Source organism: Bacillus sp. PS108, from assembly GCF_037963335.1.
GTDB classification, from domain to species: Bacteria; Bacillota; Bacilli; order Bacillales; family Bacillaceae; genus Bacillus; species Bacillus subtilis.
Map to the genome: position 1 here is coordinate 257,377 of NZ_CP150155.1, position 25,938 is coordinate 283,314.

The following is a 25,938-nucleotide window of genomic DNA, read 5'->3' on the forward strand; positions in this document are numbered from 1 at the left end:
TAAACGCAAAAAGGGAAAGGTGTTCAGCCCATATGTCTGAACACCCTTTTCTTATGATATTTGTTTGTTGTGCGTGTCAGTCTTTGTGTCTGAAACCGGCCAGCACTCAATGCCATTATGGTTTTTGAGCACATCTTTATAAAAGACCGGATCCTTGCCTGCTTTTTTCTGGCGTGTATAGTCTTTCAGCGCAGTAAAAACGATCTTTGATAGTAAGAAAATCGCGATTAAATTCACGACGACCATCAAACCCATGAACAAATCAGCAAGATCCCAGACGAGCTGGACTTTGGCAACACAGCCAAACACGATCATTGCCAGCACGCCGATACGGTAGACAAAAATCAGTTTTTTGCTTTTGTTCAAAAAGCCGATATTGGTTTCGCCATAATAATAGTTTCCAATTAAAGCACAGAATCCGAATAACAAAATCAGAATGGCGAGAAAGCCTGATGCCCATGATCCGACATGGGAGCTGAGAGAGGCTTGTGTCAAGGCGATTCCGCTCAGACCCGGAGTATGATAGGCATCCGAAAACAGGATGATAAAGGCGGTGCTTGTACAAATGACCAGTGTATCCGTCAGTACACCAAAAGCTTGGATCAGCCCCTGTTTGACGGGATGGCTTGTTGTGGCGGTGGCAGCGGCATTCGGTGCACTTCCCATTCCCGCTTCGTTTGAAAAAATTCCCCGTCTGACGCCTTGCATGAGTGCCGCGCCCAAAGCCCCGCCGGCGGCCTGATCAAAACCAAACGCATTTTTCACGATTAGCGCAAGCACACTTGGCAGCTGCGTAATGTTGGTGAAAATGACGAAAAACGCAACTCCGATATACAGGACAGCCAATACGACGACAATGGATTCAGCCAGCTTTGCAATGCGCTTGACTCCGCCAAAAATAATCGTGCCGAATACAGCAATTAAAATGAGTCCCAATGTCAGGCGGTTTGTGCCAAACGCGTTTTCAAAGGCAAGGCTGACTGTATTGGATTGAACCGAGTTGAAGACGATACCGAACGATAAGGTGATTAACACAGCGAACAGCGCGCCCATCCACCTTTTGTTCAGCCCTTTTTCCATGTAATACGCCGGCCCGCCGCGGAAGCCGTTTACATCTTTTACTTTATAAATCTGAGCCAGTGTGCTTTCCACAAAGCTGGATGCTGATCCGATAATGGCGATAATCCACATCCAGAAGATTGCCCCGGGCCCGCCGAGTGCAATGGCGATGGCAATGCCCGTAATATTTCCCGTTCCGACACGGGCCGCCATGCTGATGCAAAAGGCTTGAAACGGAGAAATGGTGTTTTTCGACCGGGAAGCAGCACCTTCTCTTAATACCCTGACCATTTCTTTCAGCATGCGAACCTGTAAAAACTTAAGCCTGAACGTAAAATAGATTCCCAGAGAAAGGAGCAAAACAATTAATAGCTTTGACCACAAAAGATCATTTGCAATACCGACGATATGTTCTAGGATTTGCTGCATACAATCACCTCTTTTTTCATATTTAAAAAATGCTGAGCTCCCATTCCTGCGCCATATGCTTCAGCAGCATACCGCCAGTGAGGCTGTTGCCGTATTCATCAATGGCAGGCCCGTAAATGCCGATGCCGCATCCGGATTGAAAAGGCTGTTCTCTTCTGGCGCTTGGAGGCACCAGCGCCATGATGCCGCCGGAGACGCCGCTTTTGGCCGGCACGCCGACAAACGCCGCATATTTGCCTGAAGCGTTGTACATGCCGCACGTCAGCATTAATGCCTTGGCTAATTTTGCCACATCTTTTGGAATCACCTGCTCGCGTCGAATCGGATGATACCCGTCATGAGCAAGGATCAGGCCGATCAACGCAATATCTTCTGTAGTGCTCTCCATAGCGCATTGCTTCAAGTACACCTCAAGTGTTTCTTCTACTTCAGCTTCTAAAAAGTTTGTTTCTTTTAAATAGTAGGCCAGCGCTCTGTTGCGGTGGGCGGTTTCCCATTCAGAACGGAATACTTCCTCATGAATTCTCGGCCGTTTTCCTATCAAAGTTTCCATCACCGAGTAAAGAAACTCGAGCTTTTCGTATGCCGATTCTCCGGGAAGGATCGAAGCGATGGTGAGGGCACCCGCGTTGATCATGGGATTGAACGGCTTTCCCGGCTTGTTGATTTCGAGCCGAATAATTGAATTAAAGGCGTCACCTGTCGGCTCGACATCCACGCGGTCCAGCACATAGGGAATGCCACGGCTCATGCAGGCGGCAATAAAGCTAATCACTTTTGAAATGCTTTGCAGGGTAAAAGAGACGTTCCAGTCGCCGGCGTGTATCATCGTTCCATCAGGCTCCAATACACAGATGCCGAGCTGTGAATCATTGACTTTTCCTAAAGCGGGGATATAGTTTGCGCTTTGTCCATTGGCGGCAAAAGGGCGATAGTATTCAACCCAATCATGAAGCTGTAACGCCGGGTTTATGTCTTTCTGGTGCTCTTTTATCAATTCTTTCATCGAATTCCTCCTCACTGATTTTTTTCTTAAAGGACTGAGGTGTATCAAAACGAAGGCTAAGGGGGCGTTAAACGCTTTCATAATAGCGGAAGGTATAATTACTGTATAATGGAGACTACAGAATCATACAAAATACGACAAAAACATTTTGAAAATAAGCAGTAAGATTTATAAAAACCTCATGTTCTGGGTCAAAAGCAATTTGCAGGTTTTCTCCCGATTCCCCAAAATAAAAAGCGAGGATGTGATCAACATAAAACTGGAACGGTTTATTGAAAAAGACGGATATATACTGGCCCTCATGCTGATTACGGTGCCGCTGGCCGGTGAACTGAAATTTTATCCCCTCAATGAAGAATTCCGGGTCAGCTTTGGGGCACCGGTTTTTTTCTTCTTTTTATCATTGTTGCGGCATGTGCCCGCTGTGCTGCCGGGTTTTCTGACTGGAGCGGCTGTTTTCATCTTTCGCGTCTTTCTGGAATTATGGGGCGGAGGACACAATGGGCTGACTCCGATTCTGTATGATCAAGCGTCTGGCTTTTTCTTTTATATGACTTACGCCTGTCTGTTTTCCATATTAAAGGCCAATCGTTTCCGTGAACGGCCGATTATGCTCGGTTTCATTGGGTTTATGATTGAAGTTGTGTCAGATTGTGTCGAGCTGGCTGTACAATTTCTCATTTTTCATACGGTTGTCACGCCTGAGAAAATCACTGACATTGCGGTGATTGCGATTTCTCACACATTTATTGTGATGAGCTTTTATAGTGTGCTGAAGCTATATGAAACACAATCGAGAGAAAAACAGACAAGGCAGCAGCACGAGCACATGCTGATGATCGTTTCCAATTTATATGAAGAAACGGTGCACCTAAAAAAGACATTGAAAACGACAGAGAAAGTGACAAACGATTCGTATCAGCTCTATCGGGAAATCAAGGGAAAGGATGTTCAGCTGAGCGGCAGAATCCTGAGACTGGCCGGAGAGATTCATGAAGTGAAAAAGGACAACCAGCGGATATTCGCAGGGCTTTCAAAACTGATTTCGAATGAGAGTTTGAGAGATTATATGAGGCCTTCTGATTTGCTGCAGCTCGTGATTCGAATGAATGAAAAGTACGCTGAAGCACTAGGGAAGCAGATTGATTTTTACTGCTCGATCGAGGGAGAGCATGACGAATATCACGTATTTATCGTGCTTTCGATCATTAATAATCTAACAGCAAATGCGGTAGAGGCTATGGATGAAGAGGGAATGGTCAGCCTGAGGCTCCGTAAGCCAAATGAGAGTATGGTAGAATTCCAGGTGGAAGACAATGGCCCCGGGATTTCCGAGAAAATCGGAGACATTGTGTTTGACCCGGGCTTTACTTCAAAATATGACGAATTTGGCACGCCTTCTACGGGTATCGGACTTTCCTACGTAAAGGAAATCGTGACAGAGCTAGAAGGGGATATCACGTTTGATAATCAGCAGCGGGGAGTGGTGTTTGCCATCAGGCTGCCTGTCCGGCATTTGATTCAGAAAGGGTGAACCAAAAGCTATGCGTTTTTTTATTGCAGATGATGACCGTGCGGTGCGGTCAATTTTAAGGCAGATCATTGAGGACGAAGATCTCGGGGAAGCTGCTGGTGAAGCAGACGACGGAAGCCAAGTGGAAGGGCATATGCTGCAATTTAAGCAGATTGATATTTTATTAATCGATCTGTTAATGCCCGGAAGAGACGGCATTGAGACGATTCGTCAGATCCAGAATATGTACTCCGGCAAAATCGTAATGATCTCTCAAGTGGAGGCGAAGGAAATGGTCGGGGAAGCGTACTCGCTCGGCATCGAATATTTTATCCATAAGCCGATTAACCGCATTGAAATTGTCGCGGTTCTCCAAAAGGTGAAGGAGCGGATCGAGCTTGAACACTCGATTGGAGCCATTCAGCATTCTCTAAGCCGGCTTGTTAATCGGACTGAACGGAAAGCGCGTCCCCAGCAGAAGAGTGACAGCGGTTTAAAAGAGGCAGGAACATTCCTGTTGTCCGAGCTGGGCATGATGGGAGAAGGCGGCGCACATGATCTCATGGCGGTCCTGCAGTATTTAGCAGAACACGAGCAATCCGAGCCGCACGAAAAACAAAGCCCTTCGCTAAAACAAATATTCACCCAAGTAGCGGTACGGAAGCTGGGGACAGGGGCCTCACAGACGGAAGTCAATCGCGAAATGAAAGCCTCGGAGCAGCGTATCCGCAGAGCGATTATTCATTCGCTGCACCATTTTGCTTCACTGGGCACAACTGATTTTTCGAATCCAAAATTTGAAACCTATGCATCCAAATTCTTTGATTTTCCGGTTGTCAGCCAGAAAATGAAAGAACTCCAATCCAAGGATGCAAAACCCCTTGCACCTGCTAGAATAAATATGAAAAAATTCATCCACGTGTTTTTTTTGGAAGCAAAGCTTTTGCATGAGACGATGAAACAAAGAAGGATATAAACCAAACAGCCGGCTGACCTGGCTGTTTTTTTGCTGCGCAGAATCCCGGCCGGACAGTGATTTACCGCTTTTTTATAAAATATCAGAAAATAAAGATATTGACTTATTGTTTATTTGTCTTACAATTAAACAAAAGGATATATGGGAAGGAGCGGATGTGAAAGAAAAATTAATAAAAGCGCTTACAGATAGAGGCTGTATACACAAATAACAGGAGGTTATGTTGATGAGCCGTATCAGAAAAGCACCCGCTGGAATTTTAGGTTTTCCGGTTGCTCCTTTTAACACACAAGGAAAACTGGAGGAAGAAGCTCTTTTTCAAAACATTGAGTTTTTGCTGAATGAGGGCTTGGAAGCGATATTTATCGCTTGCGGGTCTGGTGAATTCCAATCTCTCAGCCAGAAGGAATATGAGCAAATGGTGGAAGTCGCAGTCTCGGCAGCCGGAGGAAAGGTGCCGGTCTACACGGGGGTGGGCGGCAACCTCAGCACAGCGCTTGATTGGGCGCAGCTGTCGGAGAAAAAAGGCGCCGACGGCTACTTGATCCTGCCTCCGTATTTGGTGCATGGCGAACAGGAGGGGCTGTACCAGTATGCGAAAACGATTATTGAAAGCACTGACTTGAACGCAATTCTTTATCAGCGCGATAACGCCGTTCTCTCTGTTGAACAGATCAAACGTCTGACCGAATATGAACAGCTTGTCGGTGTCAAAGACGGGGTAGGAAATATGGATTTGAATATCAACCTCGTCTATACGATCGGCGACCGCTTAGGATGGCTCAACGGAATGCCGATGGCTGAAGTGACGATGCCGGCTTATCTGCCGATCGGGTTCCACTCTTACTCTTCAGCGATTTCAAATTATATCCCGCATATTTCGCGAATGTTCTATGATGCATTGAAAAACGGAAATGACGAGCTTGTGAAGGAACTCTATCGGCATGTGATTCTGCCGATCAACGACATTCGCAAACAACGAAAAGGCTACGCCGTATCCTTGATTAAAGCCGGTATGGAAATCATGGGTTTGAATGTAAGGAATACAGCCAGACCGCCTGTCGGCCCGGTTGAAAAAGATCATTATCAGCAATTGGAAGCAATTTTGAAGCAGGCGGCTGACCGTTTTCCGAAAAAAGCCGCGACGGTTTGACCAGAAAAAACACGAAAGGGGCAATGGGCATGTCTGTGATCACGGAACAAAACACGTACCTCAACTTTATTAACGGAGAGTGGGTTAAGTCTCAATCAGGCGATATGGTCAGGGTCGAAAACCCTGCCGATGTGAATGATATTGTCGGATATGTACAGAATTCAACAGCTGAAGATGTGGAACGTGCCGTCGCCGCCGCCAATGAAGCCAAAACGGCTTGGAGAAAGCTGACGGGTGCCGAACGCGGCCAATACTTATACAAAACAGCGGAGATCATGGAGCAGCGCTTGGAGGAAATCGCCGCCTGTGCAACGCGTGAAATGGGTAAAACATTGCCGGAAGCGAAGGGAGAAACAGCCCGGGGGATTGCCATTCTGCGCTATTACGCCGGAGAGGGCATGCGAAAAACGGGTGACGTCATTCCGTCTACTGACAAAGACGCGCTCATGTTTACCACCCGAGTTCCGCTCGGTGTGGTCGGCGTGATTTCTCCGTGGAACTTCCCAGTGGCGATTCCGATTTGGAAAATGGCGCCGGCATTGGTATACGGCAATACCGTTGTCATCAAACCGGCGACAGAAACAGCTGTGACATGCGCGAAGATCATTGCTTGCTTTGAGGAAGCGGGGCTCCCGGCAGGGGTCATCAATTTGGTGACAGGCCCGGGGTCTGTTGTCGGGCAGGGGCTTGCTGAGCATGACGGTGTAAACGCCGTTACGTTTACCGGTTCGAATCAAGTCGGAAAAATCATCGGGCAAGCCGCTTTAGCGAGGGGAGCCAAATATCAGCTTGAGATGGGCGGCAAAAACCCTGTCATCGTAGCTGATGACGCTGACCTTGAAGCTGCGGCAGAAGCAGTCATAACAGGGGCCTTCCGTTCAACCGGCCAGAAATGCACCGCGACAAGCCGTGTCATTGTACAAAGCGGAATTTATGAGCGCTTTAAAGAAAAACTGCTCCAGCGCACAAAAGATATTACAATCGGAGACAGCTTAAAAGAGGATGTCTGGATGGGGCCGATAGCCAGCAAGAATCAGCTTGATCACTGCCTGTCATACATTGAGAAAGGCAAACAGGAGGGCGCTTCCCTTTTAATAGGAGGAGAAAAGCTGGAGAACGGAAAGTATCAAAACGGCTATTATGTTCAGCCTGCCATCTTTGACAATGTGACATCTGAGATGACAATTGCCCAGGAGGAAATTTTCGGTCCGGTGATCGCCTTGATCAAGGTGGACTCGATGGAGGAGGCGCTGAACATCGCCAATGATGTGAAGTTCGGTTTAAGTGCATCCATCTTCACGGAAAACATCGGCCGAATGCTTTCTTTCATTGATGAAATCGATGCCGGGCTGGTTCGGATCAATGCAGAAAGCGCAGGTGTTGAGCTGCAGGCGCCTTTTGGCGGCATGAAGCAGTCGAGCTCCCACTCCCGAGAACAGGGTGAGGCAGCGAAGGACTTTTTCACAGCGATCAAAACTGTTTTTATGAAGCCGTAATGGTGCTGGAAAGAGGCGTGCGTCTCTTTCCCGGCTTTATCACAGCCAGCATATGATTCTCTACTTTGAAAAGGAGAAGATACTATGAAAAAAGACTTTGCGAGTGTTACTCCGGCGGGCAAAAAAACGTCCGTGCGCTGGTTCATCGTGTTTATGCTGTTTCTTGTGACCTCTATTAACTACGCGGATCGAGCGACGCTTTCCATCACCGGAGATTCCGTCCAGCATGATTTGGGATTGGACTCGGTCGCCATGGGATATGTCTTTTCTGCCTTTGGCTGGGCCTATGTCATCGGACAGCTTCCGGGCGGCTGGCTGCTGGACCGTTTTGGTTCAAAGACTATCATTGCGTTAAGCATCTTTTTCTGGTCGTTTTTTACGCTGCTGCAAGGGGCGATTGGCTTTTTCTCCGCCGGCACAGCGATTATCCTGCTGTTTGCACTGCGTTTTCTGGTTGGTTTATCAGAAGCGCCTTCATTTCCCGGAAACGGCAGAGTTGTTGCCTCATGGTTTCCAAGCTCCGAGCGCGGGACAGCTTCAGCCTTTTTTAATTCAGCACAATACTTCGCAATCGTCATTTTTTCTCCTTTAATGGGCTGGCTTACCCACTCTTTCGGCTGGCATTCCGTCTTCGTTGTTATGGGTATTGCGGGCATTCTTCTAGCTGTCATCTGGCTAAAAACGGTGTATGAACCGAAAAAACACCCAAAGGTTAATGAAGCTGAGCTTGCGTACATCGAACAGGGCGGCGGGCTGATTTCCATGGATGACAGTAAAAGCAAACAAGAAACAGAATCGAAATGGCCGTATATCAAACAGCTGTTAACGAACCGCATGCTGATTGGTGTGTACATCGCGCAATACTGTATTACGACTCTCACCTATTTCTTTCTCACATGGTTTCCGATATATTTGGTTCAGGCCCGCGGCATGTCTATTCTTGAAGCTGGGTTTGTCGCTTCCCTGCCGGCGCTGTGCGGATTTGCCGGCGGCGTGCTTGGGGGCATTGTGTCAGACATCTTGCTCAAAAAAGGCCGTTCACTGACCTTTGCAAGAAAAGTGCCAATCATTGCCGGCATGCTGCTGTCTTGCAGTATGATTGTCTGCAACTACACAGATTCAGCATGGCTCGTCGTTATCATTATGTCGCTCGCGTTTTTCGGAAAAGGCTTCGGCGCACTGGGTTGGGCTGTCGTGTCGGACACGTCTCCGAAAGAATGTGCAGGATTAAGCGGCAGTTTGTTCAACACTTTCGGCAATATTGCCTCAATTACAACACCGATTATTATCGGATACATTGTCAATGCCACTGGATCTTTCAATGGCGCGCTTGTGTTTGTCGGCGCTAACGCGATTGCGGCGATCCTCAGCTATTTGCTGCTGGTCGGGCCGATCAAACGGGTCGTGTTAAAGAAACAAGAACAAGACCCCGATCAATCGTTGCCTGTCTAATATTTATGAAAGCGCTTTATAAAGGGAGGAAAATGCATGAGTTCACCGATACAAGAGCAGGTTCAAAAAGAGAAAAGATCGAATATTCCCTCAATTACTGAAATGAAGGTGATTCCTGTTGCGGGACATGACAGCATGCTGCTGAATCTAAGCGGAGCACACAGCCCGTTTTTTACCCGGAATATCGTAATCTTAACGGACAGCAGCGGAAATCAGGGAGTCGGCGAGGTGCCTGGCGGAGAGCATATTCGGCGCACACTGGAGCTGTCAGAGCCGCTTGTTGTCGGAAAATCTATCGGTGCGTACCAAGCGATATTGCAAACGGTCAGAAAGCAGTTTGGCGATCAGGACAGGGGAGGGCGAGGAAACCAGACGTTTGATTTGCGCACCACTGTGCACGCCGTCACCGCACTGGAAGCGGCTTTGTTAGATTTGCTTGGAAAGTTTCTTCAGGAACCGGTCGCGGCTTTACTGGGCGAAGGGAAGCAGCGTGATGAAGTAAAAATGCTCGGTTACCTCTTTTACATCGGCGACCGAAAGCGGACGACCTTGCCGTATCAAAGCGATGAGCAGTCAGATTGTGCGTGGTTCCGTCTGCGCCATGAGGAAGCGCTGACGCCGGAGGCCATTGTGCGTCTTGCCGAATCCGCACAAGAGCGCTATGGCTTTCAGGATTTCAAATTGAAAGGCGGGGTGCTGCGGGGAGAAGAGGAAATCGAAGCTGTTACCGCATTATCGAAACGTTTTCCAGAGGCAAGGATCACTCTTGATCCGAACGGGGCATGGTCATTAGAGGAAGCTATTGCATTATGCAAAGGAAAGCAAGATGTGCTCGCGTATGCGGAAGATCCATGCGGGGATGAGAATGGCTACTCCGCTCGTGAAGTAATGGCTGAATTCCGCCGCGCGACAGGGCTTCCGACTGCGACAAATATGATTGCGACTGACTGGCGGGAAATGGGTCACGCGATTCAGCTCCATGCGGTCGATATACCGCTGGCTGATCCGCATTTTTGGACGATGCAAGGGTCGGTGCGGGTTGCGCAAATGTGCAATGATTGGGGTTTGACATGGGGCTCGCACTCCAACAACCACTTTGATATTTCCCTTGCGATGTTTACCCATGTGGCAGCAGCGGCTCCGGGGCGGATCACGGCGATTGATACCCATTGGATCTGGCAGGACGGGCAGCAATTAACGAAACAGCCTTTTAAGATTTCTTCTGGCTGTGTCAAGGTGCCGGATAAGCCTGGACTAGGCGTCGATATTGATATGGAACAAGTGGAAAAAGCGCATGAGATCTACCGGAAAATGAATTTAGGCGCACGGAATGACGCGATCCCAATGCAGTTCCTGATCCGCAACTGGGAATTTGACCGGAAGCGCCCGTGTCTTGTGCGATAAGTTTGTTTGTAAATATTGTCATATCCGCTATTTTGTCTTACAATTGAACAACTGAAGGGAGAGTTGTTCGTGTACGAAGGTTTAGAGGATTTGAAAGTCGATACAGTCAATCGGAAAACATTAGCCAAGCAGGTCATCGAACGGATTGTCCATTTATTATCGAGCGGACAGTTGAGGGCTGGAGACAAATTGCCGACCGAAATGGAACTGATGGACATTTTGCATGTCAGCAGGCCGGTGCTTCGGGAGGCACTCAGTTCACTTGAAACGCTGGGCGTCATTACGAGAAAAACACGAGGGGGCACATATTTCAACGATAAAATCGGCATGCAGCCATTTTCCGTCATGCTTGCTTTGGCCACTGATAATCTTCCGGCTATCATTGAAGCGCGGATGGCGCTAGAACTCGGACTCGTGACAATTGCCGCGGAAAAAATCAATGAGGAAGAGCTTCAGCGTTTGCAGAAGACGATCGACGATATTGCCAACAGCACTGACAATCATTATGGTGAAGCGGATAAAGAGTTCCATCGAATTATTGCGTTAAGCGCCAATAACCCCGTCGTTGAAGGGATGATTCAGTCCCTGCTGATCACCCATGCGAAAATTGACAGCCAAATTCCGTACAGGGAGAGAGATGTAACGGTCGAATATCACAAAAAAATCTACGACGCCCTTGCCAAAAGAGATCCGTACAAAGCACATTACCACATGTATGAGCATCTGAAATTTGTCCGTGACAAAATTCTAAAAGGAATGGATGAAAAATAATGGTGAGCAACCGCAGTTGAAACGTAAGAGCTGCGGTTTTTTTAAACCAATTTAGAAAACGCTTACTAAAATATGAGGAGTGATTTTCATATGGCGATGAACCTCAGGAAGAACCAAGCCCCCCTTTACATCAAAGTGCATGAAATAGATAACACCGCGATTATTGTAAATGATGGAGGACTTCCAAAGGGCACTGTTTTCTCATGCGGGCTCGTACTTGAAGAGGATGTTCCTCAAGGCCATAAGGTGGCCCTCACCGATCTCAATCAAGGGGACGAGATCGTGCGTTACGGAGAGGTGATCGGATTTGCTGATGAGACGATCAAACGCGGGAGCTGGATACGGGAAGCCCTCGTGAGAATGCCCGCTCCTCCGGCGTTAGACGATCTTCCTCTCGCAAACAGGGTGCCGCAGCCGCGGCCCCCACTTGAAGGATATACATTTGAAGGCTACCGGAATGCGGATGGCAGTGCGGGGACAAAAAATATCCTCGGCATCACGACAAGTGTTCAATGTGTTGTTGGCGTTTTGGATTATGCAGTCAAACGAATAAAAGAAGAGCTGCTGCCGAAATACCCAAATGTCGATGACGTTGTGCCGCTGCATCATCAATACGGATGCGGCGTGGCGATCAATGCGCCCGACGCTGTCATTCCGATCCGCACGATTCAAAATCTTGCGAAGCATCCGAACTTCGGCGGTGAAGTAATGGTAATCGGATTAGGATGTGAAAAGCTCCTCCCGGAAAGAATTGCCTCCGAAAATGATGATGACATTCTATCGCTCCAGGATCACCGAGGTTTTGCGGCGATGATCCAATCCATTTTGGAAATGGCGGAGGAACGGTTAATCAGGCTGAACAGCAGAACCCGGGTGTCATGCCCTGTTTCGGATCTGGTTATCGGCCTGCAATGCGGCGGCAGTGATGCGTTTTCCGGCGTGACGGCGAACCCTGCCGTGGGGTATGCGGCTGATTTATTGGTTCGCGCAGGTGCAACGGTTTTGTTTTCTGAAGTGACAGAGGTGCGGGATGCTATTCATTTATTAACGCCGCGGGCTGTCAGTGAAGAGGTCGGACAATCACTGATCAAAGAGATGAAGTGGTATGACAGCTATCTCCGGCGGGGAGACGCAGACCGAAGCGCAAACCCGTCACCAGGCAATAAAAAAGGCGGATTATCCAATGTGGTGGAAAAAGCGTTAGGCTCGGTAGCGAAATCAGGCACAAGCCCCATCTCTGGCGTGCTCGGCCCTGGTGAAAGAGCAGAGCAAAAAGGCCTGCTGTTCGCGGCGACACCGGCAAGCGATTTTGTGTGCGGCACCCTGCAGCTGGCTGCGGGCATGAATCTGCAGGTGTTTACGACAGGGAGGGGAACACCATATGGCCTGGCTGCTGCACCGGTGCTGAAAGTATCGACTCGGCATTCCTTATCAGAGCATTGGGCTGATTTAATCGATATCAATGCCGGCCGAATCGCGACAGGAGAGGCCAGTATTGAAGACGTAGGCTGGGAAATCTTCAGGACGATTTTGGATGTAGCAAGCGGCCATAAACAAACGTGGGCAGACCGTTGGGGCCTTCATAATGATTTGTGCTTGTTTAATCCTGCTCCAGTGACTTGATTCATGTTTTTATAGCGGGAAGATGGAATATGCTGTAAAATGAAAATCAGCGTATAGGAAACGGAGGGGTTACAGCATGGCATTCATTAGATTCCGAGTGACACGAATTCAATAGTGAACAACTCTCGCCTGAATGCGGGAGAATCGGGATGAATCCGCCTATGTATAAGCCCTTATATGGTTATCAAAAAAAGAGGGTGGCGTGCCTGCCCTTTTTTGTGCCTTCAAGCATCCCTTCTCTCTACTGCAGGCCTGAGCATGAGAAAGGGGAAATGGGATGACAAACCTTAACGAAAAACAGCTTATCACTGAGATTGTCGGGCTTGCACGCAGCCAAGGTTTGACGGTTCATTCTGAGAACGCGCAATTGAATGAAACCGGAATGGACTTTCAAGTTGTATTTGCCAAGGACGACACAGGTATGCCATGGGTGCTGCGAAAACCGCGGCGAAGTGATGTTGTGGAAAGAGCATCTGCAGAAGGCATAACGCTTGCCTTTCTCCGAGCGAATCTGACTGCTGATGTGCCGGATTGGAGAATTCATACACCGGAATTGATCGCTTACCCCATGTTAAAAGGAACGCCGGCTGCTGGAATTGACTTGGAACAAAAGCAATATGTATGGAATATGGATCATCAGCCGCCGTCAGACGACTTTGTCCGCACACTTGCCGACATACTGGCTGAATTACATGGCACGGATCAAATATCTGCTGGGCAATCCGGAATAGAAGTGATAAGGCCAGAAGATTTCAGGCAAATGACAGCAGACTCTATGGTTGATGTGAAGAATAAGCTTGGTGTATCTAGTCAGCTTTGGGAAAGATGGCAAAAGTGGATAAATGATGATGCATACTGGCCTGGTTTTTCTGCACTGATACACGGCGATCTCCACCCGCCGCATATTCTTATCGACCAAAATGAACGTGTCACAGGACTTCTGGATTGGACAGAAGCGAAGGTTGCCGATCCAGCCAAGGATTTTGTTCTTTATCAAACCATTTTCGGGGAAAAAGAAACTGCCCGTTTACTTGAATACTATAATCAAGCAGGCGGCCGGATATGGGCAAAAATGCAGGAACACATTTCAGAGATGCAGGCGGCGTATCCGGTGGAAATCGCCAAGCTCGCTCTGCAAACACAGCAGGAGGAGCACGTCAATATGGCGCTAGAAGCACTCGGTGTAATATCGGATTAAGAATTGACTTCATTTCATGAACCAAGTATTATAAACTTTACAAATAATAGAACGGAACAACAATCGTGAGGAAGAGCAAGTACGCATCAGAATGGAGGTTCAGAGAGTCGGTGGCAGGTGTGAACCGATCCTCCCCTGATGCCGAATGGGCTTCTGAATTGCTTTGCTGAACGGATAGTAGGCGATGCCGGGTTTCTCTCCCCGTTACCAAGAGAGGAGTATCGAAACATAGGTTTTCTGTACTTAGAGTGAACGGCTGTATAGCTGTTAATAAAGGTGGTACCGCGAGACCCTCGTCCTTTGCATAGGACGGGGGTTTTTTGTGTTTCTTAAAGGAGGTGACGGCCAATGGACGATGGCTGGTGGTGGCATAGCAGATGAGTTAGAAAGGAGGATATCAAATGGTCATTGCAACTGATGATCTTGAGGTCGCATGTCCTAAATGTGAAAGAGCGGGAGAAATCGAAGGAACACCTTGCCCGGCCTGCAGCGGAAAAGGTGTTATTCTGACTGCTCAAGGATATACGCTTCTGGATTTTATCCAAAAGCATTTGAATAAGTAAAGGAGAAAAGCTGAGCTGAGATGAGAGCAGAAGAGCAGAGTAAGATTCGTGAGGCCGCAGCAGGTACGATTTTTTTGCTGATCGGAACAGTTTGTTTTGCGTCTAAATCGATTTGGATAAAATGGGCATACCAAATGGGTGCTGAGCCAGATGCCGTGCTGCTATACAGGCAGCTGCTGGCTGTTCCGCTGTTTTGGCTGATTTTTTTAATATATCGTCCTCCAATGCCAGACGGTAAGAAAAAAGGAGACCTATGGAAGGCTTGTGGCGCGGGAGTGTTTTGTTTTTTTCTGTCTCCCTTGCTTGATTTTATCGGGCTGAACCATGTATCCGCAATGGTTGAACGTATATTGCTGATGAGCTATCCGTTGTTTGTGTTTGGATTCACCGCGTGTCGTGACCGGAAAATGTCCTCAATTCAGGACCTTTTCGCAGTTCTGGCGGTCATGTTTGGGCTTTTCTTGGCGCTGGGCGGCTGGAATGCTGAGCTTTTCCAGGCGAATATGATTGGAGCTGTATTCATTTTGTTATCTTCGGCCGTCTATGCTGGTTATCTTGTCCTTTCCGGGCATCTCGTCCATCAAATCGGAGGGATCCGTCTCAATGCATACGGGATGACAGCTGCTGGAGCTGCCATGATGCTTTACACAGGGATAAAATCGGCGGCTGGCATGAATACGCCAATGGCAGCATATCCGCTTTCTATGTATGGTTTGTTCGCGGTAATTGCAGTCGTTACCACAGTGATTCCATTTGTGCTAATGCTTGAGGGCATAAAACGAATCGGGGCACAGCGAGCCGCCGCCATTTCAATGGCAGGGCCTATCCTGACGATTTTCTATGGAGCTTTATTTCTCGGTGAACGGCTCGGGCTCATTCAAGTCATTGGATGCGGTGCCGTATTTTTTGTCATTACGGTGATGGAATACAGGAAGCTGAAAACAGGAAAATAAGAATAATTTATATAAAACACACACGTTTTTCAATTACAATAAGTGTAATTACGTGTGTGTTTTTTGATTTTGTAAAGGTTAGGTGAGAAGATGCAGCGCATATTGCTTGTAGAAGACGACCACTCAATCAGTGAAATGGTGGATCATTATTTAACAAAAGAAGGCTTTGGAATTGTGCATGCTTTCGACGGAGAAGAGGGCATCCGGCTGTTTCAGCAGAGTTCATACGATTTGGTCCTCCTTGATATCATGCTCCCGAAGCTGAACGGCATGGATTTTCTGAAAATCATCCGGGAAAAAAGCAACGTTCCGGTCTTAATGATTTCGGCAAAAGATGGAGATGTGGACAAGGCATTGGGACTGGGCTTTGGGGCGGATGATTATATCGCCAAACCGTTTTCGATGATTGAGCTGACAGCCAGAGTAAAAGCCGCGATACGGCGGGCGACGCAATATTCGGCAGAGGAGCCGGCTGTGAATAAGGTGATCCGGATTCACCAGCTTGCGATAGATATAGACAATGTTTCCGTTTTGAAAAACGGAGAGCCGCTCCAGCTGACGTCAACAGAATGGCAGCTGCTGTGCTTATTTGCATCAAATCCTAAAAAAGTGTTTACGAAAGAACAAATCTACCGTTCCGTTTGGAATGAAGAGTACTTTGAAGATCAGAACATCATTAACGTACATATGCGGCGGCTCAGAGAAAAGATTGAGGATGACCCCTCCTCCCCTCAATATATTAAAACGTTATGGGGCATCGGTTATAAATTAGGAGAGTTTTAGAATGACAGTGCTATGGGTGGCCGCTGTCATCGCTCTGGCGTGTCTGAATGTGATTCAATTCATAATGAAAAAGAAGCGGGACGGGAATCTGGCTTACACGGCTGACCAGCTTAGCTACATGCTCAGCCGGGATTCGGCAGGACAAATTTTGCTTCCTACAGACGATCATGCGCTCAAAGACTTGCTTGTTAACATCAATCTTATCGTTGAGAATCGTCAGCAGATCAGCGCCCAATTTGCCAAAACAGAGCAATCCATGAAGCGGATGCTGACCAATATGTCTCACGACCTGAAAACGCCGTTAACGGTCATTCTCGGTTATATCGAAGCCATTCAAAGTGACCCGAACATGCCGGACGAAGAGCGGGAAAGATTGCTGGGGAAGCTCCGCCAGAAAACAAATGAACTTATTCAGATGATCAATTCCTTTTTTGATTTAGCGAAATTAGAATCTGAAGATAAAGACATCCCAATCACCAAAGTACATATGAACGACATATGCAAACGAAATATCCTGCACTATTATGACGCTGTTCAGTCAAAAGGCTTTCAAGCAGCCATCGATATCCCGGATACGCCGGTGTATGCGCAGGCGAATGAAGAGGCTCTGGACAGAATCCTGCAAAACCTATTGTCCAATGCGATTCAATATGGCGCGGCCGGCAAGTTAATCGGGCTGACGCTGTCTTATGATGAGAGGAACATCGCCATCACCGTATGGGATCGCGGAAAAGGGATTAGTGAAACCGATCAGCAGCGGGTGTTTGAGAGGCTGTACACACTTGAAGAATCCAGAAATAAAGCATTTCAAGGAAGCGGCCTGGGTTTAACCATCACAAAACGGCTTACAGAAAAAATGGGAGGCACCATATCCGTCCAAAGCAAGCCGTACGAACGGACTGCATTTACGATCACCTTGAAACGCATGACATATTAATCGTAAGAATTTCTTAAGGTTTGAGAAATAAAAATGACAGGGCTCGCCGCTACAATAGAAAACAGGAAAAGAGAGGGAAGGAGAAACAAAGTTGACTTATATCGTACAAACAAACGGGCTGACCAAAACGTATCAGGGCAAAGAGGTCGTATCCAATGTCAGCATGCATATTAAAAAAGGTGAAATCTACGGCTTTCTCGGCCCGAACGGCGCGGGGAAAACAACCATTATGAAAATGCTGACGAGCCTTGTCAAACCGACAAGCGGTGAAATCATCATTCTTGGGAACAAGTTCACCCACACGTCATATGAGGTGCTGGGGAACATCGGCAGCATGATTGAATATCCGATTTTTTATGAAAACCTGACAGCTGAAGAAAATTTAGATCTGCATTGTGAATATATGGGATACCACAATAAAAAAGCCATACAAGAAGTGCTGGATATGGTGAATTTAAAACAAATCGATAAAAAACCCGTCAAAACCTTTTCCCTCGGGATGAAGCAGCGCCTTGGAATTGCGCGTGCCATCCTCACGAAGCCGGACCTGCTTATTCTGGATGAGCCGGTGAATGGTCTTGACCCTCTCGGCATTAAAAAGATCAGGCAATTGTTTCAAGTGCTGAGCAAAGAGTACGGTATGACGCTGCTGATCTCAAGCCACCTGCTGGGTGAAATCGAACAAATCGCGGACACAATCGGCGTCATTCGGGACGGCAGGCTGCTTGAAGAGGTATCAATGGAGGATGTCAGGGGCCAGAACACTGAATACATCGAGCTTGTCACGCCGAATCAGACAAGGGCCTGCTTTGTGCTGGAGAAAGAGCTGCAATTAACCAACTTTAAAATTTTAAATGAGAAAACAATCCGAATTTACGAGGCTGAAGCCTCTCAGGCTGCCATATCCAAAGCATTGATTTTAAATGATGTAGACATTGAATCAATGAACAAAAAGTATACGTCGCTGGAGGATTATTTTATCAAATTGATCAACGGCAATAGCATCAGTGCGTAAAGGAGGAGAGACACGTTGATGAATTTGATCAGAATCGAATTAAGAAAAATGAAAATGGGCTGGTATATGAGAGGTGCCCTCATTGCCAACGTGATCATTATGGGCTTTATGTGGCTGATCAGTTATTCCGAAAAAGCCGATGGCGGGGTTTCGTTCCAAAGTACGGATGAAGCATTCCTCATCATCGGCACCTTCGTCAGAGCGGTATTTATCGTATTTGGCGCTGTGCTGATCGTAAAATTGGTGATTTCGGAATATAAAAACAAAACCATTCTTGTGATGTTCACGTACCCGATCAGCCGTAAAAAGCTGCTCACCGCTAAGCTCATCATCGCGGGCGGACTGACGTTTATCACGATTTTACTTTCAAATATACTCATAGCCGCCGGTTTCTTTTGGCTGAACTCGATCTGCCATTTCATACCGGGAGAGCTTACTTCCGAGATCATTTCTCAACAGGCGGTCAAAATGGCGGTTTTCGCTTTTGGCGCCGCTGGAACCAGTTTAGTTCCCATCTTTTTTGGGATGCGTAGACACTCGGTTCCGGCGACCATCATTTCATCTGTAGTAATTGTGATGCTCATCAGCTCAACAAGTCCGGGCTTCTCGATTTCATCTGTTGTGTATATCCCGTTATCGTTAGCGGCATTCGGATTGTTCTTTTCCTACATGGCGATCAGGAATGCAGACAAGCAGGATGCGTAAACAAAGGCGCCCAATATGTATAAAAGGCCGATGCTGTCAGCATCGGCCTTTCCATTATGAGTCTGTTCTTGTTTCAAGATAATGCTTCTTGCCAATCTCTTTGCTCATCATATAGAAATGGAAGCAATATTCACCGATTGCCATGACGATTGCGCCGAATAAAGCCGCCAACGCAACTTCACCGCCAGTCATCCCCAGGGAAAGCGGCATGCCCATCAGCCAGATCACAAGAAAGGCCAAGCCAAAATCAGCCAAAGTTGCAATCATATTATTCCATCTCGGCAATACATAAAGATCGCCCAGCAAATAAGAAATAACCCCTAACACAATCGTCATTAGCAGCGTATCACCAAACGTGAAACCAAAGCCCAGACCAAGCACCAGATACAACACAATAATCGTCATAATACCTTTAATAGCGAGCGCTTTCACATGTGTCATTACAATTCCTCCTTTTGTCATTTGATTTGTTATGTATAATTCCTCAAATGTAAAAAGTTAAACCTTATTTCTTTTCGGAGGCGGGTGCAAATCTGCTGGGGAGGGGTCAATGATGTGAATCCAGGAATTGAGGCTGCGGCGCTTCGACAGCGGAAACGTGAAGCTTGTACTGCACCGGACGCTGCTTTGATGCCCAACAGCCCATTATGTTTGCTGTTTTTAGATGAATAAATTTAAAAACTTCTCCTGTCCCTCCGTCATCACTTCTGAAGTAATGAAATATGATGAAAAGAGATCAAGGGGAGGTGACGTGATGGCGGTCGTGAGAGCAACGAGTGCGGATGTCGATTTGATGGCAAGGCTGCTCAGAGCGGAAGCGGAAGGCGAAGGCAAGCAGGGGATGCTGCTTGTCGGCAACGTTGGAATTAATCGGCTGCGGGCGAATTGCTCAGATTTTAAAGGCCTCCGCACCATCAGGCAGATGATTTATCAGCCACACGCGTTTGAGGCTGTGACTCATGGATATTTTTATCAAAGGGCGCGAGATAGCGAGCGTGCCCTTGCACGCCGGTCGATTAATGGTGAAAGGCGCTGGCCTGCAAAATTTAGTTTATGGTACTTCAGGCCGCAGGGGGACTGTCCAGCCCAGTGGTATAACCAGCCGTTTGTGGCCAGATTTAAGTCACACTGCTTTTATCAGCCGACGGCGGAGACGTGTGAAAATGTATATAACACATTTTAGAGACAGGACACCGTTCAAATTGAACGGTGTTTTTCTTTGAAAAGATGCAATGCAAAATATTCCTGTGAGATAATCAAAGAAAAAAGAGCTGACGGAGATGACAGAATGGCAACAATTGACCTGCAAAAGAAAAGTGTAAAGATCGTACTGGAGAAAAAGCAGTTAACGAAGGTGACGGCTCGTGTTGGACTGGTTCTTGATATTACGGGATCGATGAGACCGCTCTACAAAAACGGGAGGTTCAAAATGTGGTGGAGCGGATTTTGGCAGTGGCTGATCAGTTTGATGATAACGGTTTGCTGGATGTATGGGTGTATGATAATGAATTTTCCCGATTAAAGCCAGTTTCAGAAAAGGATTTTTCGGGCTATGTCGATCGTGAAATTTTAAATAATGACCGCTTGCATAAATTCGGCAGAAATGATGAGCCGCCAGTCATGAAGGACGTGCTGCGCAAATATGTTACGGAGGAACCGAGCTCGTATCCTGCTTTCATTGTTTTTATCAATGACGGGGGCTGTAAAAAGTCAATCAAACCGATAATTGAAGCTTCTTCTGATAAACCGGTGTTCTGGCAGTTTGTCGGCATCGGAAACGGAAACTTTGATTTTCTCAATAAACTGGATACGTTAGAAGGGCGTGTCATTGATAACACGAACTTCCTGCATATCGAAGAGATTGACCGCATTTCTGATGATGAGTTTTATGATGCTCTGCTTGCTGAATTTCCATTTTGGCTGAAAGAAGCGAAGGAAAAAGGGATCGTAAGAGAACAAGAGCCTCCTGCTGAAAAGCCGAAAAAGAAGGGCTTTTTCAGCAGATTGTTTTCGAAATAACTGATAAAGAGCACTGAGTCATTCTGCGAAATGGCTCGGTGTTTTTGTTTTTTTAAGATCATGTGAAGAAAAATAGGCCGAATGGGCGGCTTGCAAACGACAGGATATGCAGAAAACGCGTCATTCAGCCAGCTTTCGGCATGTTTCAGCGGCAGGCTTGTGAGGGAAGACCTGTTTTTGATGTTCAGCGCTTACAATCGGTTCACACTTCTTCACAGTCGTTTAACAATGATTTCCTATAATGGAGATGATCAATGAGGAGAGAGGGGATCTTGAATGGCATACGACAGTCGTTTTGATGAATGGGTACAGAAACTGAAAGAGGAAAGCTTTCAAAACAATACGTTTGACCGCCGCAAATTTATTCAAGGAGCGGGGAAGATTGCAGGACTTTCTCTTGGATTAACGATTGCCCAGTCGGTTGGGGCCTTTGAAGTAAATGCTGCGCCTAAATTCTCAAGCTATCCGTTTACATTAGGGGTAGCGTCAGGTGATCCGCTTTCTGACAGTGTCGTGCTCTGGACGCGCCTGGCACCAGATCCGCTGAACGGCGGAGGAATGCCGAAGCAAGCGGTGCCTGTCAAATGGGAGGTCGCAAAGGATGAGCATTTCCGCAAAATCGTAAGAAAAGGCACTGAAATGGCTAAACCGAGTCTTGCCCATTCCGTTCATGTGGAAGCGGACGGGCTTGAGCCAAACAAAGTGTACTATTACCGTTTCAAAACCGGCCATGAATTAAGCCCTGTCGGAAAAACAAAAACACTGCCTGCCCCTGGCGCCAATGTGCCGCAAATGACCTTTGCATTTGCTTCCTGCCAGCAATATGAGCACGGATATTATACGGCCTACAAGCATATGGCAAAGGAAAAGCTTGATCTTGTCTTCCATCTCGGTGATTACATATATGAATACGGCCCAAATGAATATGTATCAAAAACAGGCAATGTCCGCACGCACAACAGCGCGGAAATCATTACGCTGCAAGACTATCGGAACCGTCACGCTCAATACCGTTCTGACGCCAATCTTAAAGCTGCACATGCGGCATTCCCTTGGGTTGTAACTTGGGATGACCATGAAGTTGAAAACAACTATGCCAATAAAATACCTGAAAAAGGACAGTCGGTTGAAGCATTCGTGCTCCGCCGCGCGGCAGCATACCAGGCATACTATGAACATATGCCGCTCCGCATTTCCTCTTTGCCGAATGGCCCAGATATGCAGCTGTACCGGCACTTTACGTACGGAAACCTGGCGTCCTTCAATGTGCTTGATACCCGCCAGTACAGGGACGACCAAGCCAATAATGACGGCAATAAGCCGCCTTCTGATGAATCGCTCAATCCGAATCGGACCCTGCTTGGAAAAGAACAGGAGCAGTGGCTCTTCAACAATTTGGGCAGCTCGACAGCCCACTGGAATGTGCTGGCGCAGCAGATTTTCTTTGCCAAGTGGAATTTCGGGACAAGCGCAAGCCCGATCTACAGCATGGATTCGTGGGACGGCTACCCGGCTCAGCGCGAACGGGTGATCAATTTCATTAAAAGCAAAAATCTGAATAATGTTGTCGTACTGACAGGTGATGTACACGCAAGCTGGGCATCGAATTTGCATGTCGATTTCGAGAAGACAAGTTCAAAAATATTCGGAGCCGAATTTGTTGGAACCTCGATCACTTCCGGAGGGAACGGAGCGGATAAGCGAGCGGATACGGACCAAATTTTAAAAGAAAATCCGCACATCAAGTTCTTTAACGACTATCGCGGATATGTCCGCTGTACAGTGACGCCTCACCAGTGGAAAGCCGATTATCGGGTGATGCCATTTGTGACCGAGCCGGGCGCAGCCATTTCCACGCGGGCTTCATTCGTTTACCAGAAAGACCAAACCGGGTTGAGAAAGGTATCATCCACAACAATCCAAGGCGGGGTGAAGCAATCCGATGAGGTCGAAGAGGATCGTTTCTTTGCGCACAACAAAGCCCACGAAAAACAAATGATTAAGAAGCGGGCAAAAATTACGAATTAAGGAGTGGAAATTATGTTTTCAAACATTGGAATACCGGGCTTGATTCTGATCTTCGTCATCGCCCTCATTATTTTTGGCCCTTCCAAGCTGCCAGAAATCGGGCGTGCCGCCGGACGGACACTGCTGGAATTTAAAAGCGCCACAAAATCACTTGTGTCTGGTGATGAAAAAGAAGAGAAATCAGCTGAGCTGACAGCGGTAAAGCAGGACAAAAACGCGGGCTGAATGCTGATGAGGCAGACACCGGGTCTGCCTCTTTTTTTATGAAAGGGAGGGCTTTTTTGAATGGATAAAAAAGAAACCCATTTGATCGGGCATTTAGAAGAGCTTCGCCGCCGGATTATCGTAACCCTCGCGGCATTTTTTCTATTTCTCATCACGGCTTTTTTGTTCGTACAGGACATTTATGACTGGCTAATCAGGGATTTGGATGGAAAGCTGGCTGTGCTTGGGCCGAGTGAAATCCTCTGGGTGTATATGATGCTTTCCGGCATTTGTGCCATTGCGGCTTCTATCCCTGTTGCCGCGTACCAGCTGTGGCGTTTCGTTGCACCGGCGCTGACGAAAACGGAGCGCAAGGTGACGCTCATGTACATACCAGGTTTATTTGCGTTGTTTTTGGCGGGCATCTCCTTCGGATACTTTGTCTTGTTTCCGATCGTGCTCAGCTTTTTGACTCATTTATCCTCCGGCCACTTTGAAACGATGTTTACGGCTGACCGCTACTTTCGGTTTATGGTGAATTTGAGCCTGCCGTTCGGCTTCTTGTTTGAGATGCCCTTGGTGGTGATGTTTTTAACAAGGCTGGGCATCTTAAATCCTTACAGACTGGCCAAAGCGAGAAAGCTGTCCTATTTTCTGCTGATTGTCGTATCTATATTGATTACACCGCCTGATTTTATTTCTGATTTTCTCGTGATGATCCCGCTTCTTGTCCTGTTTGAAGTGAGTGTCACCCTATCGGCGTTTGTCTACAAAAAGAGGCTGAGGGAAGAAACAGCGGCGGCCGCTTAGTGCAGCGTACCGCCCGGTGACTTCACATCCTCATCATATTGTGCGGCCGTAACAGCGGCGATTCTCAATGCCCGGACAATCTTGTCCAGGCTGAGGCTCGGCGCTGTTTTGTCGATTGTTTGCTGCGGAATGTAAGGAATATGAATAAAACCGCCGCGAATGTGCGGGGATGTCCGGCTAATGTGATCCATTAACCCGTAGAACAAATAGTTGCATACAAAGGTCCCCGCTGTGTAGGAAACCGCAGCTGGAATGCCGTGTTCCTTCATCTTAGCAGTCATTCGTTTCACGGGAAGCCCTGTCCAGTAAGCGGCGGGCCCATCTGGAGAAATTTCTTCATCAATCGGCTGATGTCCTTCGTTATCGGGGATTCGCGCATCTGCAAGGTTGATCGCCACTCGTTCCGGTGTAATCTGCATCCGTCCTCCTGCTTGGCCGACACAAATTACGATATCCGGTTGATGTTTTTGAATGGCTTGGCGCAGAGTGTCCAGAGCGGATCTAAAGACAGTAGGAATTTGTTCCGCTGTAATTATGGCTTCTTCCGTCTCGAAGCCATTAAGCCGTTTCGCCGCTTCCCATGATGGATTGACGGTTTCTTTGTCAAAAGGGTCAAAGCCAGTGATCAGCACTTTTTTTCTCATTCTCCCATCTCCTTTTTCTTTTATTCTATTGTTTATTTATGGGTTTTTCATCAAAATAATGTAAAGGAGTGAATCATAATGGAGCATTTGCCGCAGCAGTATCGTCATTTATTCCCAACCTTGCAGACGCATACGATGCTTGCCAGCTGTTCTCAGAGCGCATTGGCAGAGCCTGTATCAAGGGCGATCCAGGATTATCATGATAGCCTGCTGTATATGGGGACGAACTGGAAAGAAGCGATCGAAAAAACAGAGTTTGCGAGAAACGAGTTTGCAAAGCTGATCGGGGCTGAACCGGATGAAGTGGCGATTGTGCCGTCAGTTTCTGATGCGCTGGTTTCTGTAGCATCGTCCTTAACTGCATTTGGAAAGAAGCACGTTGTATATACAGATATGGATTTTCCGGCGGTGCCTCATGTTTGGCAGGCACACTCCGATTATACCGTATCCGTCATTCCATCAATAGACGGTGTGATGCCGCTCGAACAGTATGAAACGCATATTTCGGATGAAACAGTACTGACGTGTGTTCCTCACGTTCATTATCGTGACGGCTATGTTCAGGATATAAAAGCGATTGCCGAGATTTCTCAGAGAAAGGGCTCTTTATTGTTTGTAGATGCTTATCAATCAGCCGGGCATATTCCCATTGATGTGAAGGAATGGGGCGTAGATATGCTGGCGGCAGGCACCCGGAAGTATTTGCTCGGCATACCGGGTGTGGCGTTTCTTTATGTGAGGAAGGAGCTGGCTGACGCACTGAAGCCGAAAGCATCAGCTTGGTTCGGCAGAGAGAACGGATTTGATGGGGCTTATGCGAAAGGCGCGCGCCGTTTTCAAACGGGCACCCCAGCTTTTATCAGCGTATCCGCAGCTGTAGCGGCTTTATCGCTGCTGAATTATATTGGGGTTTCTCATATCCGGGATCATGTGAAAACGATCTGTGTCGATGCAGTTCAATATGCCGCTGAAAAAGGCCTGAAGCTGGCGGCGGCACAAGGTGGGGGTCAGCCGGGCATGGTTGCGATCCGGGATGAGCGGGCATCGGAAACGGCGGCGTTGCTGAAGAAGAAAAAAGTGATTTGTGCGCCGCGGGACAATGTCATCCGTCTCGCTCCCCATTTTTATAATACGAAGGAGGAAATGCGGCACGCGATTGATGAAATCGCGGCGAAAACGATCCACAAGTAAACATAA

General features: G+C 47.5%; 26 protein-coding genes, 1 pseudogene and 1 other annotated feature. Of the genes and pseudogenes, 22 read left to right on the forward strand and 5 right to left on the reverse strand.

All coding sequences use genetic code 11. The features are described 5' to 3' along the window. Positions 1–51 precede the first annotated feature (51 nt). Together NSQ16_RS01420 and NSQ16_RS01425 are read right to left on the reverse strand one after the other, a co-directional pair. The gene (locus tag NSQ16_RS01420; RefSeq protein ID WP_017694994.1) at positions 52–1,488 is read right to left on the reverse strand and encodes an alanine/glycine:cation symporter family protein; all 1,437 of its coding nucleotides are present in this window, start codon (positions 1,486–1,488) and stop codon (positions 52–54) included. 22 nt (positions 1,489–1,510) lie between these two features. Continuing rightward, a complete protein-coding gene (locus NSQ16_RS01425) occupies positions 1,511–2,494 on the reverse strand; it encodes a glutaminase (RefSeq protein WP_014475676.1) in 984 nt (327 codons plus the stop codon). A gap of 301 nt (positions 2,495–2,795) precedes the next feature. Here NSQ16_RS01425 and glnK point away from each other — a divergent pair, with 301 nt between their 5' ends. The 15 genes from glnK (at position 2,796) to NSQ16_RS01500 (ending at position 19,036) form a co-directional block, all read left to right on the forward strand. Further along, positions 2,796–4,028 carry a two-component system sensor histidine kinase GlnK gene (glnK, locus tag NSQ16_RS01430; RefSeq protein WP_230488403.1) on the forward strand — a complete coding sequence of 411 codons (1,233 nt, stop codon included), beginning with the start codon at positions 2,796–2,798 and terminating at the stop codon, positions 4,026–4,028. Between the two features lie 10 nt (positions 4,029–4,038). After that, on the forward strand, positions 4,039–4,983 hold the full coding sequence (glnL, locus tag NSQ16_RS01435) for a glutamine utilization two-component system response regulator GlnL (RefSeq protein ID WP_230488381.1): 945 nt from the start codon (positions 4,039–4,041) through the stop codon (positions 4,981–4,983). Between the two features lie 226 nt (positions 4,984–5,209). After that, positions 5,210–6,136, forward strand: coding sequence for a 5-dehydro-4-deoxyglucarate dehydratase (gene kdgD, locus NSQ16_RS01440; RefSeq protein WP_230488380.1), 927 nt, complete (start codon positions 5,210–5,212; stop codon positions 6,134–6,136). A gap of 29 nt (positions 6,137–6,165) precedes the next feature. Beyond that, positions 6,166–7,632 carry an alpha-ketoglutaric semialdehyde dehydrogenase GucD gene (gene gucD / locus NSQ16_RS01445; RefSeq protein WP_230488379.1) on the forward strand — a complete coding sequence of 489 codons (1,467 nt, stop codon included), beginning with the start codon at positions 6,166–6,168 and terminating at the stop codon, positions 7,630–7,632. An 84-nt stretch (positions 7,633–7,716) separates the two neighbouring features. Then, entirely contained in the window at positions 7,717–9,084 is a 1,368-nt protein-coding gene (gene gudP / locus NSQ16_RS01450; protein WP_230488378.1) for a glucarate transporter GudP, read from the forward strand. A gap of 36 nt (positions 9,085–9,120) precedes the next feature. Then, positions 9,121–10,488: a glucarate dehydratase gene (gudD, locus tag NSQ16_RS01455; RefSeq protein ID WP_072175257.1), complete on the forward strand. Its 1,368-nt coding sequence runs from the start codon at positions 9,121–9,123 to the stop codon at positions 10,486–10,488. A gap of 69 nt (positions 10,489–10,557) precedes the next feature. Then, positions 10,558–11,259 carry a FadR/GntR family transcriptional regulator gene (locus NSQ16_RS01460; protein WP_003246338.1) on the forward strand — a complete coding sequence of 234 codons (702 nt, stop codon included), beginning with the start codon at positions 10,558–10,560 and terminating at the stop codon, positions 11,257–11,259. A 90-nt stretch (positions 11,260–11,349) separates the two neighbouring features. Further along, on the forward strand, positions 11,350–12,882 hold the full coding sequence (garD, locus tag NSQ16_RS01465; protein WP_086343401.1) for a galactarate dehydratase: 1,533 nt from the start codon (positions 11,350–11,352) through the stop codon (positions 12,880–12,882). A 277-nt stretch (positions 12,883–13,159) separates the two neighbouring features. Then, positions 13,160–14,080, forward strand: a complete 921-nt coding sequence (gene mphK / locus NSQ16_RS01470) for a macrolide 2'-phosphotransferase MphK (protein ID WP_230488377.1) — start codon at positions 13,160–13,162, stop codon at positions 14,078–14,080. Positions 14,081–14,136: 56 nt separating this feature from the next. Beyond that, positions 14,137–14,384: a binding site (T-box leader), on the forward strand. A 97-nt stretch (positions 14,385–14,481) separates the two neighbouring features. Further along, positions 14,482–14,643: an anti-TRAP regulator gene (gene rtpA / locus NSQ16_RS01475; RefSeq protein ID WP_003234807.1), complete on the forward strand. Its 162-nt coding sequence runs from the start codon at positions 14,482–14,484 to the stop codon at positions 14,641–14,643. Positions 14,644–14,663: 20 nt separating this feature from the next. Next, positions 14,664–15,596 carry a DMT family transporter gene (locus NSQ16_RS01480; protein ID WP_038427307.1) on the forward strand — a complete coding sequence of 311 codons (933 nt, stop codon included), beginning with the start codon at positions 14,664–14,666 and terminating at the stop codon, positions 15,594–15,596. Between the two features lie 102 nt (positions 15,597–15,698). After that, the gene (gene ycbL, locus NSQ16_RS01485) at positions 15,699–16,379 is read left to right on the forward strand and encodes a two-component system response regulator YcbL (RefSeq protein WP_327837656.1); all 681 of its coding nucleotides are present in this window, start codon (positions 15,699–15,701) and stop codon (positions 16,377–16,379) included. 1 nt (position 16,380) lies between these two features. Next, positions 16,381–17,316, forward strand: a complete 936-nt coding sequence (ycbM, locus tag NSQ16_RS01490) for a two-component system sensor histidine kinase YcbM (RefSeq protein WP_327837477.1) — start codon at positions 16,381–16,383, stop codon at positions 17,314–17,316. Positions 17,317–17,407: 91 nt separating this feature from the next. Further along, positions 17,408–18,331: an ABC transporter ATP-binding protein gene (locus NSQ16_RS01495; RefSeq protein WP_003246292.1), complete on the forward strand. Its 924-nt coding sequence runs from the start codon at positions 17,408–17,410 to the stop codon at positions 18,329–18,331. Positions 18,332–18,349: 18 nt separating this feature from the next. Beyond that, entirely contained in the window at positions 18,350–19,036 is a 687-nt protein-coding gene (locus NSQ16_RS01500; protein ID WP_257433888.1) for an ABC transporter permease, read from the forward strand. On the opposite strand, the gene NSQ16_RS01505 is transcribed toward NSQ16_RS01500, so the two are convergent. Both NSQ16_RS01505 and NSQ16_RS01510 read right to left on the reverse strand, forming a co-directional pair. Next, positions 18,997–19,131: a hypothetical protein gene (locus tag NSQ16_RS01505; protein WP_124073449.1), complete on the reverse strand. Its 135-nt coding sequence runs from the start codon at positions 19,129–19,131 to the stop codon at positions 18,997–18,999. The two genes, NSQ16_RS01500 and NSQ16_RS01505, sit on opposite strands and share 40 nt — an antisense overlap. Next, entirely contained in the window at positions 19,091–19,477 is a 387-nt protein-coding gene (locus tag NSQ16_RS01510; protein ID WP_014478718.1) for a YndM family protein, read from the reverse strand. The genes NSQ16_RS01505 and NSQ16_RS01510 overlap by 41 nt, the downstream gene beginning before the upstream one ends. Positions 19,478–19,790: 313 nt before the next feature. Between NSQ16_RS01510 and cwlJ the strand changes: the two genes are divergently transcribed. The 6 genes and pseudogenes from cwlJ (at position 19,791) to tatC (ending at position 24,097) form a co-directional block, all read left to right on the forward strand. Then, positions 19,791–20,219, forward strand: a complete 429-nt coding sequence (gene cwlJ / locus NSQ16_RS01515; protein WP_003246500.1) for a cell wall hydrolase CwlJ — start codon at positions 19,791–19,793, stop codon at positions 20,217–20,219. A 105-nt stretch (positions 20,220–20,324) separates the two neighbouring features. Further along, a pseudogene (locus tag NSQ16_RS01520) lies at positions 20,325–21,055 on the forward strand (VWA domain-containing protein). Between the two features lie 81 nt (positions 21,056–21,136). After that, positions 21,137–21,313, forward strand: coding sequence for a hypothetical protein (locus NSQ16_RS01525; RefSeq protein WP_003234785.1), 177 nt, complete (start codon positions 21,137–21,139; stop codon positions 21,311–21,313). Between the two features lie 18 nt (positions 21,314–21,331). Next, on the forward strand, positions 21,332–23,083 hold the full coding sequence (gene phoD, locus NSQ16_RS01530) for an alkaline phosphatase PhoD (protein WP_014478721.1): 1,752 nt from the start codon (positions 21,332–21,334) through the stop codon (positions 23,081–23,083). Between the two features lie 12 nt (positions 23,084–23,095). Beyond that, the gene (gene tatAD / locus NSQ16_RS01535) at positions 23,096–23,308 is read left to right on the forward strand and encodes a sec-independent protein translocase protein TatAD (protein ID WP_003223835.1); all 213 of its coding nucleotides are present in this window, start codon (positions 23,096–23,098) and stop codon (positions 23,306–23,308) included. A 60-nt stretch (positions 23,309–23,368) separates the two neighbouring features. Further along, positions 23,369–24,097 (forward strand): twin-arginine translocase subunit TatC, encoded by a 729-nt coding sequence (gene tatC, locus NSQ16_RS01540; RefSeq protein ID WP_014475692.1) that lies wholly within the window; start codon positions 23,369–23,371, stop codon positions 24,095–24,097. On the opposite strand, the gene pcp is transcribed toward tatC, so the two are convergent. Next, positions 24,094–24,741: a pyroglutamyl-peptidase I gene (gene pcp, locus NSQ16_RS01545; protein WP_339232525.1), complete on the reverse strand. Its 648-nt coding sequence runs from the start codon at positions 24,739–24,741 to the stop codon at positions 24,094–24,096. The genes tatC and pcp overlap by 4 nt on opposite strands. A 78-nt stretch (positions 24,742–24,819) precedes the next feature. On the opposite strand from pcp, the gene NSQ16_RS01550 reads away from it, so the two are divergent. Further along, entirely contained in the window at positions 24,820–25,932 is a 1,113-nt protein-coding gene (locus NSQ16_RS01550; protein WP_339232528.1) for an aminotransferase class V-fold PLP-dependent enzyme, read from the forward strand. Positions 25,933–25,938 lie beyond the last annotated feature (6 nt).